The organism is Paraburkholderia sp. GAS334, from assembly GCF_050436625.1.
GTDB lineage: Bacteria > Pseudomonadota > Gammaproteobacteria > Burkholderiales > Burkholderiaceae > Paraburkholderia.
Genome location: NZ_JBNDMO010000001.1, coordinates 98,451 through 117,211 on the forward strand (window position 1 = coordinate 98,451; position 18,761 = coordinate 117,211).

The 18,761-nt window shown below is 57.9% G+C and carries 12 protein-coding genes and 2 pseudogenes; 6 read left to right on the forward strand and 8 right to left on the reverse strand.

Annotated features, from left to right (window positions below; all coding sequences use genetic code 11):
* Positions 1–142 precede the first annotated feature (142 nt).
* Both P3T21_RS00370 and P3T21_RS00375 read left to right on the forward strand, forming a co-directional pair.
* A complete protein-coding gene (locus P3T21_RS00370) occupies positions 143–1,999 on the forward strand; it encodes a hypothetical protein (RefSeq protein WP_429253951.1) in 1,857 nt (618 codons plus the stop codon).
* Between the two features lie 49 nt (positions 2,000–2,048).
* Entirely contained in the window at positions 2,049–4,361 is a 2,313-nt protein-coding gene (locus P3T21_RS00375; RefSeq protein ID WP_429253952.1) for a hypothetical protein, read from the forward strand.
* 426 nt (positions 4,362–4,787) lie between these two features.
* On the opposite strand, the gene P3T21_RS00380 is transcribed toward P3T21_RS00375, so the two are convergent.
* Together P3T21_RS00380 and P3T21_RS00385 are read right to left on the reverse strand one after the other, a co-directional pair.
* Positions 4,788–5,306 (reverse strand): shikimate kinase, encoded by a 519-nt coding sequence (locus tag P3T21_RS00380; RefSeq protein WP_429253953.1) that lies wholly within the window; start codon positions 5,304–5,306, stop codon positions 4,788–4,790.
* Positions 5,307–5,709: 403 nt separating this feature from the next.
* Positions 5,710–6,126: a hypothetical protein gene (locus P3T21_RS00385; protein ID WP_429253954.1), complete on the reverse strand. Its 417-nt coding sequence runs from the start codon at positions 6,124–6,126 to the stop codon at positions 5,710–5,712.
* Between the two features lie 166 nt (positions 6,127–6,292).
* Here P3T21_RS00385 and P3T21_RS00390 point away from each other — a divergent pair, with 166 nt between their 5' ends.
* On the forward strand, positions 6,293–6,610 hold the full coding sequence (locus P3T21_RS00390) for a hypothetical protein (protein ID WP_429253955.1): 318 nt from the start codon (positions 6,293–6,295) through the stop codon (positions 6,608–6,610).
* Between the two features lie 645 nt (positions 6,611–7,255).
* Here P3T21_RS00390 and P3T21_RS00395 read toward each other — a convergent pair.
* Positions 7,256–8,365, reverse strand: a complete 1,110-nt coding sequence (locus tag P3T21_RS00395; RefSeq protein ID WP_429253956.1) for a hypothetical protein — start codon at positions 8,363–8,365, stop codon at positions 7,256–7,258.
* A gap of 277 nt (positions 8,366–8,642) precedes the next feature.
* Between P3T21_RS00395 and P3T21_RS00400 the strand changes: the two are divergent.
* Positions 8,643–9,025 (forward strand): annotated as a pseudogene (locus tag P3T21_RS00400) (DUF429 domain-containing protein); the annotation flags it as partial.
* 42 nt (positions 9,026–9,067) lie between these two features.
* On the opposite strand, the gene P3T21_RS00405 reads toward P3T21_RS00400, so the two are convergent.
* From P3T21_RS00405 to ligD, 3 genes are all read right to left on the reverse strand, one after another.
* The gene (locus tag P3T21_RS00405; RefSeq protein WP_429253957.1) at positions 9,068–9,907 is read right to left on the reverse strand and encodes a tetratricopeptide repeat protein; all 840 of its coding nucleotides are present in this window, start codon (positions 9,905–9,907) and stop codon (positions 9,068–9,070) included.
* Positions 9,904–10,824, reverse strand: a complete 921-nt coding sequence (locus tag P3T21_RS00410; protein ID WP_429253958.1) for a Ku protein — start codon at positions 10,822–10,824, stop codon at positions 9,904–9,906. Before P3T21_RS00410 ends, P3T21_RS00405 begins: the two co-directional genes overlap by 4 nt.
* Before the next feature lie 127 nt (positions 10,825–10,951).
* Positions 10,952–13,462 carry a DNA ligase D gene (gene ligD, locus P3T21_RS00415; RefSeq protein WP_429253959.1) on the reverse strand — a complete coding sequence of 837 codons (2,511 nt, stop codon included), beginning with the start codon at positions 13,460–13,462 and terminating at the stop codon, positions 10,952–10,954.
* Positions 13,463–13,605: 143 nt separating this feature from the next.
* Here ligD and P3T21_RS00420 point away from each other — a divergent pair.
* A pseudogene (locus tag P3T21_RS00420) lies at positions 13,606–13,893 on the forward strand (H-NS histone family protein); the annotation flags it as partial.
* A gap of 434 nt (positions 13,894–14,327) precedes the next feature.
* On the opposite strand, the gene P3T21_RS00425 reads toward P3T21_RS00420, so the two are convergent.
* Complete coding sequence (locus tag P3T21_RS00425; protein WP_429253960.1) at positions 14,328–14,582, reverse strand: hypothetical protein; 255 nt, start codon at positions 14,580–14,582, stop codon at positions 14,328–14,330.
* 124 nt (positions 14,583–14,706) lie between these two features.
* Between P3T21_RS00425 and P3T21_RS00430 the strand changes: the two genes are divergently transcribed.
* Complete coding sequence (locus P3T21_RS00430; RefSeq protein ID WP_429253961.1) at positions 14,707–15,522, forward strand: class I SAM-dependent methyltransferase; 816 nt, start codon at positions 14,707–14,709, stop codon at positions 15,520–15,522.
* A gap of 83 nt (positions 15,523–15,605) precedes the next feature.
* Here P3T21_RS00430 and P3T21_RS00435 read toward each other — a convergent pair whose 3' ends face one another.
* Positions 15,606–18,755 (reverse strand): error-prone DNA polymerase, encoded by a 3,150-nt coding sequence (locus tag P3T21_RS00435; RefSeq protein WP_429253962.1) that lies wholly within the window; start codon positions 18,753–18,755, stop codon positions 15,606–15,608.
* Positions 18,756–18,761: the final 6 nt, after the last annotated feature.

Consider the following 18,761-nt stretch of genomic DNA (forward strand, 5'->3'; position numbering starts at 1 on the left):
TGCCAGGAGAATGGGCAACCCGTGGGAGCCGCAAATGCCGCAGAAGTTACGCGTTCTCGTACGGCGAGATTCACGGGGACCCGATACGCTGCAGGGCGTTCACCCGCGTAGAATGCGGAAAACGCCGAGTCGGGGAGTAAGCTTGGACGCCAATGTGGTTGCGAACGCTGCGCACGCAGTGTCGGCAGTTGCCGGGAGCGCGATGCATGGCGCATCTTTCGGTATTGCTAGCGCGGTTCACGCCGCATCAGCCGTAGCCGCTTCTGCGACAGTAGCAACGGATGAAACGTTTTCTTGTTTGGGGATTAAGGCTCTCGGGCGGTGCCAGTACAACCCTCTGAAGCCCAACAACGCATACTTGACCCTCGGCGACGCACTCGCGGCGCTCGGCCTCGTAATCGCTTTCCTCCAGCTCGGAACCCCTACAGTTCGACTGCGCAACCGAATCCGTGCGCAGATGATAAAGCTAGCCTTTGCGTTGTTCCTCCTCGTTTTCGCGTTCACAGGCTACGCGGCTCTAATCCCGTCGCTCTATTCACTACCGCCATCTTCCCCGTTGGGCTACCCGGTTGTCTGGGAGCTAGCGGGAGCGTTGAGCGGATTAATTGCATTCGTCATAGTGGCCTACAGCTATTTCTGGCCGACAAAGTTCAGTCGCCGAAACGCCCAAGGATTTGCTCAAGCTGGCATGTACACGCTCGCAGCTGGTGACACCGACGCTTTGCGCGCCCTCTCCGTGGAAATTGCGAGCAATGCCGGCCGTCTCGTGCAGGCCGCTTCGGTGGGGCTTATGAAGCTTCACCAGAAAAAACCCCTTCTCGAGCACGAGAAGGTCGCGTATCAGCTGCTGCAGATGCTGTCTGACCGGCGGTTTTGTAGGGTGGTCGTAGAGTCATCGCCCGGTACCCTGGTTGCGATAGTCGAAGAACTCAAAGGGCGCCACGCGGACCGGGACGTGGCCAAGTCGTTACTGCGTGAGCTGTCTGCCAGCGCGGTGCTGAGCGACAATTCCTTCCTGGAAAAGGAAGAGAAGTACGCGGGACTAGGGCACTACGGCATGTACACGCGTGCCATATACGGCGACTATCACTTCTCTGGTAACCGCTTTGAATTGTTCGACGGGTGGAAAAGCTATCGAACAGAGGACGTGACAGGCGGCTCAACGGAGCGCTATTGCAGGGCCTTCAAGTCGATGCTTGAGGGCTACTTCGAGTACAAAGATTTCTACAACTATCCGAGCGCGCTAGTACATGCGTTCAAAAATCTAGTGGAAGTGTTTCGGACGCAAATGTGGGAACTCCAAGGCGTGCCGGACGATAGCGCGTATCGAACGCAAGCGTACAAAATCGCATCGGTAATAGCAGACACCTACGGTGAGGCGCACGACCTGATAGTAAAGAATCAGGCCGCACTTCCCACCGACTACGGTGACGAGGACAAGAAGCATCCAACTCTCGGGGACATCTCCATATATGCGGTGTACGCGAAGGCATTCTTCGAACTAGTCGAAGGCGCCGCAGTTGACCGAGGACACGACGAAGCCTTACGTCTGATGCTCCTCGACATATTCGAACGAGTCGCAGGTACATTAGGCAATGGTGGGCCTGCTGCTGGCGAGATTAATCGGCGAGTCAAGGCACTGTTGGTAGAAAAGCTGAAACGGAATATGGTTGATGGCTACTATCCGTTCGTTTCGCGGCCGCTCTGTTATCTCGTTGGCGTTTGGGATGCCAGTGAGGTGCCAGACGACGACACGCGCATAAATTTCATGACTCGGGCATTCCACGGGGCGTTGCGTGAGTATTTCTGGAGCGCATATCTCGTCGACTCCGAGAAAGCGCAGGAACTAGTGGCGGACTACGTTGCGTTCGATAGCGATACAGGTGAGCTCGTACAGACAAACCGCTACGGCCACGCCAGCAAGCTTAAGCTCGAGCGCCCCGCACATCCCTTGGAAGACACAGCAGCTCGGTTTGCACGCGTCAAACGTGTCCGATAGTACTCGTCGAACCGACTGCGTATCCTTACCGCTGCGACCTGGTGAATTCATGGCAAAAAGCAAGCATCGTCAAAAGAAGCGGCGCCCATCGAATAGGCCGACGCCAGACGACGGCTCGTCCTTCATCTCCGTCTCAAGTCTTTTTCACGGTATCGCGCGCGACGACTTAGTGGCCGCTCTCCAGATTCGAGGGAAAGCATCCCTCGACGACTTCCCCAAACTCCTTATCGAAGTTCGGGAGGCGTTGGACGTCGGTGACCGCCTCTGCATCCTGGCGACACTCGCGTTCTACGGAACTTTCGGTTCTGCAAAGAAGGGCCGTGCATGGCAGGCTGAAAGGGGGGGCAGCCAATCTCACGTTGAATTGGCACAAGCGTTCTTGCTTCAACGCCGTCGGGAAGAAGCTGGAGAACAGAGCCCATCTCCACAGTCAATTCAACGGCTATTCGAACTTCTGACCGAGCTAACGAAATCCTTCAATTCCATGGGTTTCGCTCAGAGTACAGATGGACTATCGGACGAGGCTCGCGCTGTACTCATGTTGCAGCAGCATTTGCGAGTCCACACGCAAGCCGTACGCAATTGGACCTATTTTCAGCAAGCCATCGACCTCTGCACAAGGATTCTTGCCAAGTTAGAGCCCGAGTTTGCTTCGCAAATAGGCATTCCGGCGAGTCAACTGGTCGCTCTATTTGACTTGTTTCGCAGTAGGACCGAGGCACGTGCCCGAGAACACCTTCGCAGGTTGTCAGCTATGCGGAAGCGGAAGACGCTCGAAGCATTGGTCGAGGCGTACCCTCACGAATTCCCGGAGCTGCTGGATGACCCGCGCCAAGTCGCTGCCGAATTAAAGCGACTTGGCTACAACAGGGAGCAGGCAGCACTGATGATGCTTGCCTATGCAGATGGTCTCCTGCCACGAATCTTCGAATTTTCCTGTAGCGAAGTTAGCGACGAACTGGGTCTCGAAATTGGTCCAATACAAACAGTTCTCGGTAACCTCGGGCATCGGTTTGGCGATTTGGCCAGCGCAAATTCTGGACATCTCCTTCTGGACAATCCCATATGGTGCAAGCCTTTGGTCCAGGTCGATGACGACCGCTTCTATTGCTTCATGCCTCCACTGTTTACTGGCTATTTCTTTGCAACAGTTCGACACCTGCTTGGTGGGCGCGAGATGCTTCTGAGGAAATTCGAACGCGAAAAAGCTGGCTTCCTCGAAGAGGAGATTGAACGTCTGTTTCGGTCAGCCTTCAGTGACACAGAGGTTGCTCGTAGTTATAAATGGCCCGAAGGTGAGCACATCTATGAAAACGACCTTATAGTTCGCGTCGACTCCCACCTCTTCTTAATTGAGGCGAAATCTGGCAGTGTGACTCCGCAAGCATTGCGCGGAGCGCCAGATAGGGCCCGCCGACACGTTCGAGACTTGCTGTTGGCTCCGTCCGAGCAGTCGCTTCGATTGCAAAGACGCCTTCAGGCTGCGCTTGACGACGTATCGAAACGCGACGCGCTAGTGCCAGAATTCCCCGTCTCGCTCGATGGTGTGAGAACCGTGTTGCGCCTTTCAGTTACGCTGGAGGACTTCGCCGTACTACAGTCAAACCTTTCGCTTGCGAAGCGCGCCGGGTGGATACCAGAAGACCATCCTATTGCTCCTTGCATGCTGGTCTCCGACTTGGCAACCGTATTCGACATTCTCGATACGCAAGCGCAAAAGATTCACTACTTGAAACGTCGGCTCGAGCTTCACCAAACTCTTCTTCACTTTGGGGACGAACTTGACCTTCTCGGCTTTTACCTGGCAACCGGATTCAACATCGGGGACGCTGAGATAAATGGCACCGCCCTTTCCATTTCAGGCTTGTCGCGCAAGATTGACTTGTACTACACCCAATTGGAAGCGGGGTTGGCACCGCGTAAACCGAAAGCCAAGGTGACGCGGTTATGGTTCGATATTATCGCTACCTTTGAACGGCGCCGGTTCCCCGGTTGGTCAGAGGCAGCATGCATTGTCCTTAATTTCGGGCACGAAGAACAGGAGCAGATGGAACGAATGTTCACACGTGTCTATAAGAACGTCAAGAAGCGAGGTTTTAAGGAAAACAAAACGTCAAGTGTCGTTGCTGTGCCTCAAGTCTTCCGGAACACCGCCTTGGCAATGTATGCGTACAAAGAGACTGCTGCAGCGAACCGGGAAGAAGCCATGGAGGACCTCGCGCTGAGCACGTTCGACGAATCGCACGTCGACTTGTGCCTCATCTTTGGCGTGAACGTTGAAAAAGGCCACTATCCGTACTCGACGGTCAGGCTATTCACGCGGCCGACCAACATAGAACCAGGTCTTGCTGAAGCAAATTGAAAGACGTCGAGGTTCCGAAGAGGCGCATTTTCGATTGCACGAGGAAGATAGGAGCGTCACGAGATGTGCAGACCAACGTAGTTATAAGCCTCACCCGTGAAGCGCACGGCACACAACCTTTACATATGCGACGCAGGACGCCAAATGCAACTGAAGACCGTGGTATTTGAACTGACGGACGTGGAAAGGGGAGCGCCTCGAGCCATATCTCAAAAGCAAATACGGTGGCCTACTGATACCGGCAGATTTTGACCCTACGAGAACTACGAATGGAACGCGTGTTCAGGGTGAAAAATCAACCTATCGGTCCACACTACCTGAGCACTTCCCAATGGGTGCGCCGGATTGGGTGGTAGCCCACACAAAGGGCGGCCGGACTTCGCAGTAACCTGTACCTGAGTCACTCAAAGGCGAACGCTGCCGATATTACTCGGCCGTTCGAATGAACACGACATCTGCGTTGGTGTGCGGACGATGAAGGCGATGGTACGCGTATATTTCGAGTTCCAGTTCATTGAAATAGGACATCACATCGTCGCTTGCCTCGACGCCCGATTCAACGCCAATAAAATCTATGTCCCCCGGTAAGCCCGCGCTGGTGTTACGTTGGACGTAGACACTCACTGCTGCCGAACGATTGACAGCAGCGAGTACTTGCTGCATGCACACTCCAGATAGCAACACGACCCGTGAACGCGTAAGCGCACCATCAATGTCCTTAACAAGTTCTGCGAGGCGAATGGCATTGACAAATTCGCCGGTGTCTCGCACAAGATGCTTGTCCAGGTCAACCACATCGTGACCTAAGGCATCTGAGATTTTTTGTGCAAGCGTAGTCTTCCCGGCTCCATCGCAGCCATCGAACGATACAATCCCGCTCGGCAGCGGCCTTAACACCTCAACAAGCGCCGTGACGTATTGCAATTCGATTCGCCGCTTGGTCAATCGATGCCTCCCATTGTCCTGAACCGTGATGTCTCACTCGACGCGAAAGAACCCCGGCATGGGCGCTCGAACAAAATTTCGCTGAAATGCAAGACAGCACTTCAATGCACAGCTAGCCGAACATGGTCGACTGTGCTCTTCAGGAACGCGCTACGTACTCGTCGGAGTCCAGTCGACGATGGGCACTCGTTCAATTTACTTTTTTCTGCGCTCCGACTGGAATTGGTACGTTTATCCGCCCCCAGTCGCAAGTCGAAAAGCGTCTCGTAGCGAAATTCTGCCCCCTCCTTCTGAGGACGGAAAGGCTGCCCTGCATCGATGTCTACCGGCTGAATAGTCCTCGTCAGGGCTCACGCACGGCTCTATGGGCGATTCGGCATCTCGGGCTGAGCGCAAGCCATCTTCAGCCCTCCAGTGAAAACGGTGAGCCGCCAGTGTTTTCCTCGAACCATTGAAACGCGTCCTCAACGCTGATAAAGCTGACGCGCTCGCGCATGGCCTTGAGCGTTTTGACTTGCTCCTTGATGTCGGGAGGTGGGCTGCCATACGCATTGAGTACTGCTTTTCCCGCAAGTACCCGTTCCAGTCTTACGTTCTCCAGCTCGAGCGTGACCTTGAAAAAGCCGCGCGAGATAGCGTTGTTTGTAAGGCTGTCGTCCGCGACGATGACCTGGACCGAGGTATCCGAGTCGGCAGCATCACCCCACAGGGTCGCGGTATCGGTCAAATCCGTGCCGATAAGTTCACCAGCACGCGCATAGCCGTCATGCACGCTGGTGACGGTTTTGTGAATTGGGTCGATGAGGAACGATACATCCACAGGCGTCTCTCCATCAGGTCAGGGGCGATGCGAACCATAATACACGCCGATGCCACGTGCGAAAGTGCGCCGACGGGGCGGGCATCGCTCTGGTAGGCTAGCTTTACGGGGTCGAAAACGGCTTCCGCGATACCTATGCTGATTGAGTCTCACAAATGGAGCCAACATGCAGGTAAGCACCGAAAATCTCGTAGACATGCTGCAGGAAATCGAGACTGCAGACCCTATCGACTACGCCGACCTGCCGTTTGACGAGAAGGAACTGCGTCGGCTTGTTGTCGGCTCACTCGTCGACCGCCACCAGCTCGTCCAGAAGGACCTGAACGTCGATGACGTACACGGCATGTATCTGCTAAGCACGGCCAAACTCCTGCTTGAAAACACCGTCCTGCGTGCCCGCCTTTTGCTTCTGCAAGGCCAGTCGGTCGACGTCCAGGCGCTGCTTGCGCCATTCAGGCTGAAAACCAGACCTAGTTGCAAGTGATGCCTTACAGGCCACTCCTCGAAGCCATGAAATGAAAACGCCCGCCTGAAATACAGTAGCCAAACACCCGCGTAAGGCGTTTCCGGAAGCTCCGGCCTATTCACGTTATACGTTATTTTGCTGCATCAGGCCGTGCGCGCGCATGTACAAAGCACTTTGAACCGTTCGGAACTACGCTGTGCGTAGCTCTAAACTCATTGCTACGTCAACTTCAGGGCGACCAGCCAACGGAGGGAATTTTGGAGATGTCGGCGAGGCCGGTGCTCCGCACAGCGGTGGTCTCACTGCTTGTCGCGATACGCGACAACCTCATAAATGCGTCAAAGGAGCTGACCTCCGCGAGTGCGATGAGCATCGCGCAATCCGATAGCCTCCTGATTGTTCAGGAAGCTACTCGCGTGAGCAACGAATTACTCGACACGAGATGCGGTGTGTTCGCCTATCCGTAAGGTCCAACCCTGTGCATTTGAACGGTGCCGTGTGCCTATCGCCCCGAATCAGCACTCCGTCCACAAAATTTCGAGGTTTCTCCGGGACCGCGACGGGCGAAGCGGCATCGGACTGCATCATACTGGCGCTGCCACGAAACCGGCAGCATGCTGACAGGCCGCCGGGTCCGGGGAGTCCGCTCGCGTCGCGCTCGCCTCAAGGAGGCATATGAAAGAGGAGGCCGTGGGAGATACTGGAAGTGCGGTCGTGGTTGTCATTCGTGACGCCATTGCTATCGCATTCTGCGTACAACCCGTACGTTGGCGACAAGCCCGAAAGGTGCTGGGAGGATGACGGGGAACATCCGCACTGCTGCTTGGCGGGCTGCTTCATCCCCAGCTGATATCCTCCCCAGGCGATGAGAAGTCCGCCGACTACGGCGTACACTCCCTTGAGCGATTCCGCCGGAAGAGCGGCACGAATGCTCTCCCAGACCGTGCTATTCAGGCTCTTGTTGATAAACAGGTTGTGGCCCAGCTTCGCCGAAATCGCGGCGGGCGAGTGAGGGTCATCAAAAGCGCCGAGCCACGCTTTTGAGAGTGCCTTGCGTAGGTCGTCGCCAAGGTGAGGATAGGCGCTGCTTGAGATAGCCTCATTGCAGAAGTCGCAAATGAAGCCGCCGAGGGCTTTGTTGCGCACATCCCTGAGTTCTTGGTTATAGTCGAAAAGACATCCCTTGCTGCCAAAATGCATCGTATGGTCCAGGTCCGGGACTGCAAGCGCCGATGCCTGTCGTAGCAGCAACGCCAGAAAAAGCTCAACCTCGGTGGGAGGCGCCATTGTGCGTTCCCATTGCCCGAGCGCGATTAACGCTACTAGCGGAGCGCCGTCCGGTTTGCGGATTGAATGACGGTTATCTGTGAGAGACGCAGTTGATAGCACTACAAACTTGCTGACCGGTGGCTCTTTGCATTCACTCGTCAATTTCTCGAGATGTTTCTGCATACGTCCGCCGAAAAGCTCGAGAGCCCGTTCATTCTTGATTTCTTCTCGAGACCATCTTTTTTTCAGAGGCCACGGGAGGGATGCCTCTTTCAAACGGCTTATCAAGGCATCGTTTTCTGGTGCGGGCACAAGTTCAAATTGCAAGCTGCCCTGAACGCAATTCAGCTGCAGGATGAGGAATCGCAGCGCCGCCGAACCGCCTTTGCCAAGCGCATCGGTGACGACCCCGATACGCACGGCGCGAGGGGTAGGTCGCTCGTTCGACTCCATGGCCGCAGCGGCTGCTGTCAGTGCTGCTCCAAGACGTGCGAGAATCTTCATGCTGACCACTCCGCTCAATGCTCGCCCGGCGCAGTGTCACACCGCACAGGTCGCCGGCAGTTTCGCTTTTCGAAAAGACTCGAACGGCTGAACAAGTCCGCAGTGTATCTCCCTGGGGCAGCGCGGCCACTTTTGACTGAGGTGGCTTGGCAACGAGCGCCAGCCCGCGCTGCCCCAGGCGGTCGATTTCTGCGGTACTAAAATAGCCGCTGTCGCCAACCACCAGCCCCTTGATATCGGCAAGAAATTCCTGCTGTCTCAGCGCATGTACGTCGTCGGTGTTGGCGGGTGGATGCTTAATGGCGAGCGAGTCTACCAGGCGTTCGCCACGACATACCCGCTTCTGACATCTAGAGATTATTCGGGCGGACGCGTGAGTCTCGAAACGTTCCCTCATGCCATAACATGCGCCGTTCGTGGGAAAGAATTCACCTCCGCAAGACAGAACGCTCTCAGCGTAGACAACTTCTTGCCAACGTAGGAATCGACGCGACAGCGTTGAGGTCCATAGACGCCGTAGATGCCGCCCTGTGCGCACTGACGGCAGGATTCTTGCTGACAGGGCGAACCTATTCATATGGCGATGCTGCCGGAGGATACATTCGGGTGCCTGCACTTACCGAACAAGGTCAAACGAACATGGCTTTGAGCCGGCGATAGAGCCTTGCATACAGGCTCGACAACCGCAGCCGTGACTGTCATTCAGTTCGTCAGCCGGCGGTAAGCACTCAGATGGCGCACCAGGCCTTGCTTGTCGCCACGCGTCTCAAAAAGTATCGCTAGGTTGTGATGTGCGTCAGCGTAGGCGGGATTGAGTTCGAGACACCGTTCGTAGCTACGCTCAGCTTCGTCGAATCGACCCAACCCCTCAAGCGCGACTGCTCGGTTAAAGTGCAGCACCGCGTCCCCTGGAAAATGGGATAGCGCGTCGTCAAACACACGCAGCGCGTCCTCGCAACGCTTCTCGTCTTCACACAGTAAAGCGCCCAAGTCAACGTAGGCGGCGTAGAACGGCTCGGGCGAGAACTCTATTGCTTGTCTGTATGCCCGCTCCGCGCCTTTCACGTCGGACTTCCTCAATTGCTCTCCAAGGTCGTACCATTCCTCGGCTTGGAGAGCGGCATCCTTCCGCCATGGTGATGTGTCGAGGACAGCGACATATCCCTTGATTTCCGCAACCTCAAAATCCAGCAGGAGCTGCCCCGTGGCGGCGTCCCACTGCGACGGGCCGGTCTTCACGACGACGTCGTTCCCGACAGCTGTGACGCGAATACCTGAGAGTGGCAATTCGTCCGGCAGCTCATCCCGCAGTCGCGAGAGGGCTTGGACAATCTTGCGCGGAGGTATTTTTGCGGAACGTAACTGCAATGCGGTGCGCAGCAGAACGACATCCTGGAAGGTGAATCGAAGTTCGTTGCGCGGCCCGCGCAACGGCGTCACGAACCCGGCAGCAACCAGGCCGGAAACTACACGCCGGGACACGCCCAGCATCTCCTGCAGCTTGGTTAGCGTAATTTCGTGCGCGGTGCTTTGTGGCGTCACTTGCGAGCTCGGACCTTCGCTGTGGTCTCGGTGGACGCTTTGGGAGCACGAGCCGCAGGCTTCCGAACTTTCGGCGCTGCAGAAATTTCAGCGACCGGCTCCGCGCTCGCACGCTTGGGCGCTGCCGTGGCCTTAGCCTTCGCGCCTCCCTTAAGACTGGCGCGTAATGCTTCCATGAGGTCGATAACGTCGCCGCCAGATGCCGCCTCTTCCGACTCGGCCGAGATGACTTCCTTGCCTTCAATCTTTCTGTCGATGGCCGCAAGGATGCGCTTTTTCTCTTCGTCCTCGTAGGCCGACGGGTCGTAGCTATCCTCAGCACCCTGCTCGATGATTTGCAACGCCAGCTTTAGCTCAGCAGCCGACACTTGAACGTGTTCGATGTTCAAGTCCTTCAGCGACCGCACCTCGTCCGCAAAGAGCAACTGCTGAAAAACCAGCCCGTCTTCGTCCGGCCGCACCTGAACGATTCGAGTCTTGCCCTTGAAGGCCCACTTGGCCAATGCGCATCGACCGCTCTCGGCCAGCGCCTGCTGGAGCAAGCCGTATGGCTTTCCGCCTCGTTTGTCGGGTGCGATGTAATACGCCTTGTCGTAGTAGACCGGGTCAATCGCTTTCTCCGGTATGAATGCCAGTATCTCGACGACGTGACTGGCGGCTTCCTCCAGCGCCTTAAGTTCGTCACCGGTGAATACGACGTATTTGTCCTTCTCAAACTCGTAGCCCTTCTTCATCGAAGAGCGCTCGACAACCGCGCCTGTCGACTCCGAGACGTACTGCTGTTTCACGCGGGAGCCGTCGGGAGCAAGCAGGTTGAATTTGACGTCGGAGGCACTTTCCGTCGCGGGATAGAGCTTGACAGGGATGGAAACGAGCCCAAAGGACAGGGATAACGAGGCGATGGAACGAGCGGGCATGGACTTCTCCTCGCGGATGACCGGGTTTCAGCCAGCCGGCCAAGCAATGCATGTGCCCCCTTCGGGGCTCCGGGTCTCCAGCTGGCATTCGGAACGTCCCACATTCCTGCGCTGGCCACCAGTCGAATCATTGTAGACGCTTCATTGCTGATGCCAACGACTGCCTCGTTGACCAGTAATCGGCCCACGGGTCTTGGGTCTGGAAGCTCAGGTACTCGCGCGCCGTCAGCACGGTCCACTGCGCGCCACTCTTCAGGGCGGAAAGCTGCTCCCACGACACCGGCATCGAGACCCCCATGCCCGGCCGAGCCCGGGCGGAAAAGGCCGCGACAGTCGTCTGGCCCATTCCGTTGCGCAGGTAGTCGACAAATACCTTGCCGACGCGATGGGAAGGCCCGGGTGTTGCCGAAAATCGCTCGGGAATGGTCTTGGCGAGATGTCGGACAAATGCGCGCGAGAACCCCTTCACGGCATCGTAGTCTTGCTTGGGCATCAGGGGCACAGCGATGTGTAACCCTTTGCCGCCGCTCGTCTTGAGCCACGCCTTGAGCCCCAATTCGGTCAAGAGGGCGTGGACAAGCAGCGCGGCTTCCTGCATCTGCCCCCACTTCTGCCCTTCGCCAGGGTCAAGGTCGAAGATGACCCGGTCGGGCCTATCGAGCCTTTGCACCGTCGAGTTCCACGTGTGAAACTCGACAACATTCATCTGTGACGCCGACATGAGCGCGTCAAGCGTGTCGACTGTCAGCAAGGGCCGGTGCCCAGGCCACAGATTCGGGTCGTGTTCCTTCAGACCTGGCATCCTCGTCGTCTCCGCATGCTTCTGGAAGAACATTTCCTCGTTGATGCCGGCGGGCGCGCGCAGCATCGCCAGCGGACGGTCCTTCAGGTGGGGCAACAGCCACTGCGCGACACTCTCGTAATAGCGGACCAGGTCAAGCTTGGTGATGCCGGTCGTTGGGTCAATCACTCTGTTCGGGTGGGTAACCTTGACGTCTGGCGCAGGTTTCGACGCTAATGTCTTGGCGGCTTCGCGAGTGATGTCGCTTGCCGACTTGTCGAAGCGCAACCCTTTGAAGGAGGCCTGCCGCACGAGACCGTCGGGGGTCCACTCGGCGAACTCAACCTCCGCGACCAATACCGGCTGGACCCAGCGCTCGCTGCCGGCGGTGCGCCTGGACCACCGCCGTGGTTTGGCGGTGGCGACGTCAAATCGCACGGAATCCGCTTCAAGCGGGGTAAGGCGGGTCCACAGGTCTCGCGCAGTACGGGCATCCCAACCGGTTCCAACGCTGCCGGCATCGCGGAGCTTGCCATCATCGTAGTAACCGAGTAGCAGGCTGCCAACCTCACCGGGCGCAGTGCTTCGATTGGTAAAGCCGCAGATGACGAACTCCTGGCGAAGCCTGCATTTTGCCTTGAACCACGTCTGCGACCTCCCCGATACGTAAGGCGCATTGCGACGCTTGAACATTAGGCCTTCCAGACCCAATTCCGAGGCGGCTTGGTATACTTGTGCCGGTGGCGCCTGAAAGTCCTGACTGAAGCGAATCCGCTCGCCCGCATCTTCCAAAAGCTGCGCGAGGAGCGCGCGCCTTGCACTCAGTGGCACCTTCCGCAGGTCCTGTCCATCCAAATACATCAGGTCAAACGCAAAGTAGACGATGTTCTTGTTGGAAGCGCCGTCTATCGCATTCTGCAGAGCGGCGAAATCAGGGATGCCATCCTTGAGCACGACAATTTCGCCATCGAGCCATGCACTCGAGACGGGGAGTTTTTTAACCTCTGCCGCGAGACTCATCAGCTTTTTCGTCCAGTCATGGCCGCCGCTGGTGGAGAATCGCACACGGCCCTTGTCTATCCGCGCGAGCATTCGGTAGCCGTCAAATTTGGTCTCTGCTATCCAGTCGCCTCCGGTCGGCAGGGAGCTCGCCAAGGTCGCGAGTTGCGGCTCGATTTTTGCGGGAAGCGGAGCCGGTACGGCTGCAGAGAGGTCGATTGCCGAATCAGCGCCGTGCGTGGGCCGAGCAGACTTGGGTTCGCGCTCTTCCGCAAGTCCGAGGGGTTTCCCGACGACGCTGTCAGGTAACGCTTTAACGACATCGTATTGCGTGAGCGGTTGCGCCCACTCGTCATTTTTCTTAAACAGCAGCCACAGGTCCTGCGGGTCGTCCGGCTTTGCTATTCGCACCAGCTCCCACATGCCGGCGAGCTTTTCGCCGTGGAGTTGGAACACGAGCTTTCCGACTTTCATCCCCTCGTGCGGGTCGCCGACCGGCTCCCACGTTCCACGGTCCCACACGAGCACGGTGCCGGCGCCGTACTGCTTGGGCGGAATCGTGCCTTCGAAGCTCGCATAATCAAGCGGGTGGTCCTCGACATGAATCGCAATCCTTTTTTCCTTCGGGTCGTAGCTGGGCCCTTTCGGCACGGCCCAGGACATCAACACGCCGTCGAGTTCAAGTCGAAAGTCGTAGTGCAGTCGGCCAGACCAATGCTTTTGCACAACAAAGGCCAGGCGCTCGCTCTCAGCTGATGCGGTTTCAGCCGATGCCGCCGGCTCAGGCGTGACATCGAAGTCCCGCTTTTTTCGGTAGCGGGACAGCGGCAAACGTGTCGGGTCGGAAATGGCGGGCATGGCTTAAGTGTAGGACCTCACGTGCTGCGCGGTCCCCGACATACTCCCGGACGACGCCTTTCGTCAACCTGCACAAATTGCAGTCGTCCACCGTCGCGCTATCCTATGAACAGGACCCGCTGAAGAATACGAGGAGGCGCCAAATGGCAACGTATCACGAACTCAAGGCAGAATTGGCCGACCTTGCCCGTCAAACGGAGGAAGCAAAGGCGCTCGAAATTCAAGCTGTCGTTGACGACATTCGCGCGAAAGTCGCCGAATACGGACTCACCGAAAAGGACATTTTCGGGCGCAGGAGCCGTGCTCAGGCAAAGAGAGTCTTCATCAGCATACCAAAGTATCGCGACCCGAAGACCGGCGCCGAATGGACCGGCCATGGCCGGGCGCCCGCATGGATTAAGGCAGTGAAGGACCGCACCGCGTTCTTGATAGCAGGTCCAGCCGGCGCAGCGCCGGTCAAGCACACGAGCAGGAAGGCTGCCGGCAAGGGCGCCGCTTCAGAGAAAACTACGGGCAGCAAGGTTGCGGAGACGAAATCGGTGCGTCGCGTCAAACGCGGGTCAGCCGGGAAAGAGACGGCGCAGGCGACGGAATAGCCTGAGGGCGGAGGTAACTTAACCGCCGTGCGTGCCTGTGCGCCGCACGCGCAGTTGTGCCGTGTCAGCCAGGGGCGGAAACACGTTCCAGTAACCGTCGTCGTGTTGGAAGAAGAACAGCGCGTGCGAACCCGTCGGTAGCCAAGTCTCCACGCACACGTAGCGGGCTCTGCCTGAGCGGGTACGACCGAAGGCGGTTACATGCACTGGCGTGGTAGGGGTGAGCCATTTTTCCACTTGGTATCGCAGTGACTGCGCCTTTACGTCTTTCATCTGCTGCTCCCGTACACCGGTACTTTCGCAACCCATTCGCCAGATACAGCGAAAATGCTAACCAAGAACCGGGTGCCTCGATGTTCGACGCCATTTTCCCGCGCCGCATCGAGAGCTTCAACAACCACTTTAACCATAGCGCCAAAAGCAAGCAACGGCGTATGCTTCAGCAAGATAGCAACAAAAAGAAGAGTAGCCCAAAAGCGCATGTTCGGCGGCTCTGGACGATGATTGTTGGTGCGCTGCACCACACAGTTGTTTGGCCTTAGTTGGCCAGCCTGGATTGTTCCTCGACAGACGGACATACGCCTCTCACGGAGAACACGAAGGCCTGCGCTCCAACACGTAAAGGCATCAAACGAGTGGGAGGCAAGCATGGGACAAGTCGACTTCGGCACATTCGAGCACCAAGGCTGGGAGAGGGTCGCTCAGCCCTATCACACGTATTTCGGTGATTTGACCACCCAGTCGAACCCCGCGATGCTCGAGGCGCTTGGCATTGGTCGTGGCACGCGTTTTCTCGACGTCGCATCCGGGCCTGGCTACCTCGCTGCTGCAGCCGCGCGCCGTGGTGCGGACGTCGCTGGCGTGGATTTCTCGGTCGCGATGGTGGAAAAGGCACGACGCGTCTTTCCGGGACTCGAGTTCCGCGTAGGCGACGCGGAGGATTTGCCCTTTCCCGACGAAGGCTTCGGCGCAGTGGGTATCAGTTTCGGGATGTCGCATTTTCAGCACCCTGAGCGTGCGCTCGCGGAGGCGTTTCGCGTGCTTCAACCTGGCGGCAGAATTGCCTTTACGGTCTGCGCGACGCCGGACAAGGCAGTTGGCTTCGCGATGGTGTTAAGGGCAATCGAGGAGCACGGGACGACCGATGTGCCAGTGCCGCCGGGACCACCCTTCTTTCGCTTCAGCGACTGGCAGGAGTCGAGGCGCGCGTTGCTGGACGCCGGGTTCGTCCAACCGGACGTACGCGAAGTGGACCAGACCCTGGTGCTTCGTGCGCCGGATACACCGTTTCACGCGCTCATGCGCGGTGGCGTCCGAGTTGCCGCGACGCTAAACGCCCAGACGCCGGCCGCGCTGGCGTTGATTGAACGGGCCGTCGCACACGACGCCGAGGCGTATCGGAACCGTGTCGGGGAACTACGGGTTCCCATGCCCTGCGTCTTGGCTTCCGCACTCAAGGCCTAGTAGGGCTAGCTGGCTTATGCGAGCGGGTCAACACGTCCGCGTGGGACCTCGCACGGTGGCATACGGCGAGCGCGCCAGCCTCTTCAGCAGAAATCTCTGCTTGCGGATTGCAACCCACCCAGTAGATGAGACATATCGACGAGTCTCTGGGCTACGAGATGACGGACCTCCCCTTGGCATTGCCAGACTCCGTACACCGCTAGTAAGGAGGCGCCCAGTGCCTCTTTGCGCTGCTTTTCGAGCAGGCTCGGCCAAATAATCACATTTACGTTGCCGGTCTCGTCTTCTAGCGTGACAAACATCACGCCTCTAGCTGTGCCTGGCCGCTGGCGCACAGTAACAATGCCGCAGCCACGAGCGAGTCGCCCGTCGCGGTACGTGCGCAGCGTAGAGGCGGGCATCAGCTTGTTTGCCATCAATTGCGGACGCAGCAATTCGACGGGGTGCCGACCGAGCGTGAGACCAACCGACCTGTAGTCCGCGACAACGTCTTGAGCTTCCGACGGAGCACCGAGTTCAGGTGTTTCGTCCGATACAGCCGCCTGAGCGAGCATATCTCTGTCAGGGACGGCGGCGACGGACTGCCAGAGGGCCTCGCGGCGATTCCCGGCGAGCGAAGCTAGGGCATTGGCATCGGCGAGGACATGTAGGTCGTGCCTGTCCAGTTGCGCTCGACGCGCCATGTCATTGACGCTTTCGAAAGGTCTTACGGCACGTGAGTTCTCGATTCGCTCGGCAGCGCCGTCTTTCATCCCTCTAAGCAGAGAAAGTCCCAACCGAACGGAAGGACGCTGCGTCCCTTCATGCCGTTCAAGCACCGAATCCCATCCGCTGATAGTCACGTCCACTGGCAACACTGTTACTCCGTGGCGTTGTGCATCTTGGACCAACTGAGAGGGCGAGTAGAACCCTAGCGGCTGCGAGTTAAGCATCGCTGCGAGGAATGCCTCCGGCTCATGGCACTTCAGCCAGCTGCTTGCATAGACGAGTAAGGCGAAACTCGCTGCATGACTCTCGGGAAAGCCATATTCGCCGAAGCCCTTAATCTGCTCGAAAATGCCTTCGGCGAAACTCTGTTCGTAGCCGCGCTCAAGCATCCCGTTGACGATACGGTCGTAGTATTTCTCGAGGCCGCCCTTGCGTTTCCACGCAGCCATGGCGCGCCTGAGTGCATCTGCTTCGCCGGCAGTGAAGCCGGCCGCCAGAATGGCTACTTGCATGACCTGTTCTTGAAAAATCGGCACGCCCAACGTCCGGCCGAGGGCCGTCTTTAGCGCATCGCTTGGGTACGTCACAGGCTCGAAGCCTTGGCGGCGTTGCAGATACGGATGAACGGCGCCGCCCTGGATGGGACCTGGCCGAACAATAGCGACCTCAATGACAAGGTCATAGAATGTTCGAGGGCGCATACGCGGTAGCATGCTCATCTGCGCGCGCGATTCGATTTGAAAGACGCCGACGGTATCGGCAGCCGAAATCATTTCATATGTCGCGGGGTCCTCGGACGGGATGTCCTGCATCTCAAAACGCTCGCCACGCTGCTCCGAGACGATGTCCAGGGTACGCCGGATAGCTGACAGCATGCCCAATGCGAGCACATCGATTTTCAGAAGGCCCAAGGACTCCAAGTCATCCTTGTCCCACTGAATCACGCTGCGGTCAGACATCGCCGCGTTCTCGATGGGCACGAGACGCGTCAGCTTGCCGCGACTGATGACAAAGCCCCCCGAATGCTGAGATAGATGTCGTGGAAAGTTCAACAGCTGTGAGGCAAGTCTCACCCATGACTGGATGAGCGGGGTTTCCGGGTCGAGCCCTGACTCCGCGAATCGCACCAAAAGGTCCTGGCTATTGTCGAACCAATGATGAGATTTTGCGACGGCGTCGACAATCTGTGGCTCGACACCCAGCGCCTTGCCAGTCTCACGCAGTGCGCCACGAGGCCGGTACGTCGACACAGCCGCCGCAATCGCCGCTCGGTCGCGACCGTACTTGCGATAGATGTATTGAATTACCTCTTCGCGCCGCTGGTGCTCGAAGTCAACGTCAATATCTGGTGGTTCGCCGCGCTCTTTCGAGATGAACCGCTCGAACAGCATGTTGCCGCGCGCTGGGTCGACCTCCGTTATGCCCAGGCAATAGCAGACGGCTGAGTTTGCCGCTGAGCCGCGCCCTTGGCAAAGGATGTGCTGACTACGCGCGTAGAGCACGATGTCGTACACGGTCAGAAAATATGGCTCGTATTGGAGGTCGGCAATCAGTTCAAGCTCGTGCTCAATCTGCTCCTGGACCTTATACGGAATGCCTGAAGGGAAACGCCGCTGGGCGCCGACATAGGTTTCCTGCCGTAGGTATGCCGCCGGCGTGAAACCGGCCGGTACGAGCTCATCCGGGTACTCGTAGCGCAACTCGTCCAGTGAGAATGTGCAGCGCGCCGCAATGTCTACGGTCGCCGCCAGTGCTTCGACGGGGTAGAGATTCGCAAGCCGGAGCCGAGAACGCAGATGCTGCTCGGCGTTCGGCGCGAGGTCGTAACCGCACTCGTGTACTGGCCTGCCGACACGGATGGCGGTCATCGTGTCCTGCAGTGGCTTGCGCGAGCGCACATGCATGACGACATGGCCCAGCGCCACAACGGGGACGTCGAGTCCGCGTGCGATGAACTCGACCGAGCCACGGTGAATGTCATCCATCGCGCGTTGGTGGAGCACCAAACCTACCCAGGCTCGGCCAGTGAAGGTATCGTCCAGCCACTCGACCTGTGCGGCAAGGACATCCTCCTTTGCCGGGAAATCAGGTATGAGAATGGCAAGACAATCCGGCATCCCGCGAAGGTGCCGATATTCTTTCTCGGGACGGGAGAGGTCCTGCGGCGTCAGGCGATATTCGCCCTTGGTTGCCCGGGTGCGCGCGAGCGTAATCAGTTCAGACAGGTTGCCGTATCCCTCCCGGTTCTGAGCGAGGAGGATTAGTCCGAATGCTGGCGAGCCATCGGCATTGACCAGACGGAAGAACGAGCCGACGATAAACGGCAGCTTCGCTTCCTTCGCTGCGACGTGCGCACGCACAACACCAGCTAGCGAACATTCGTCTGTGACAGCCAGTGCCGAATAGCCGAGCAGTGCTGCGCGCTCGGATAGCTCCTCGGCATGCGAAGCGCCATGCAGGAAGCTGAAGTTCGAGAGACAGAAAAGCTCGGCATACGCCGGAAGGACATTGAAGGTAGTGTCCATGGCGCA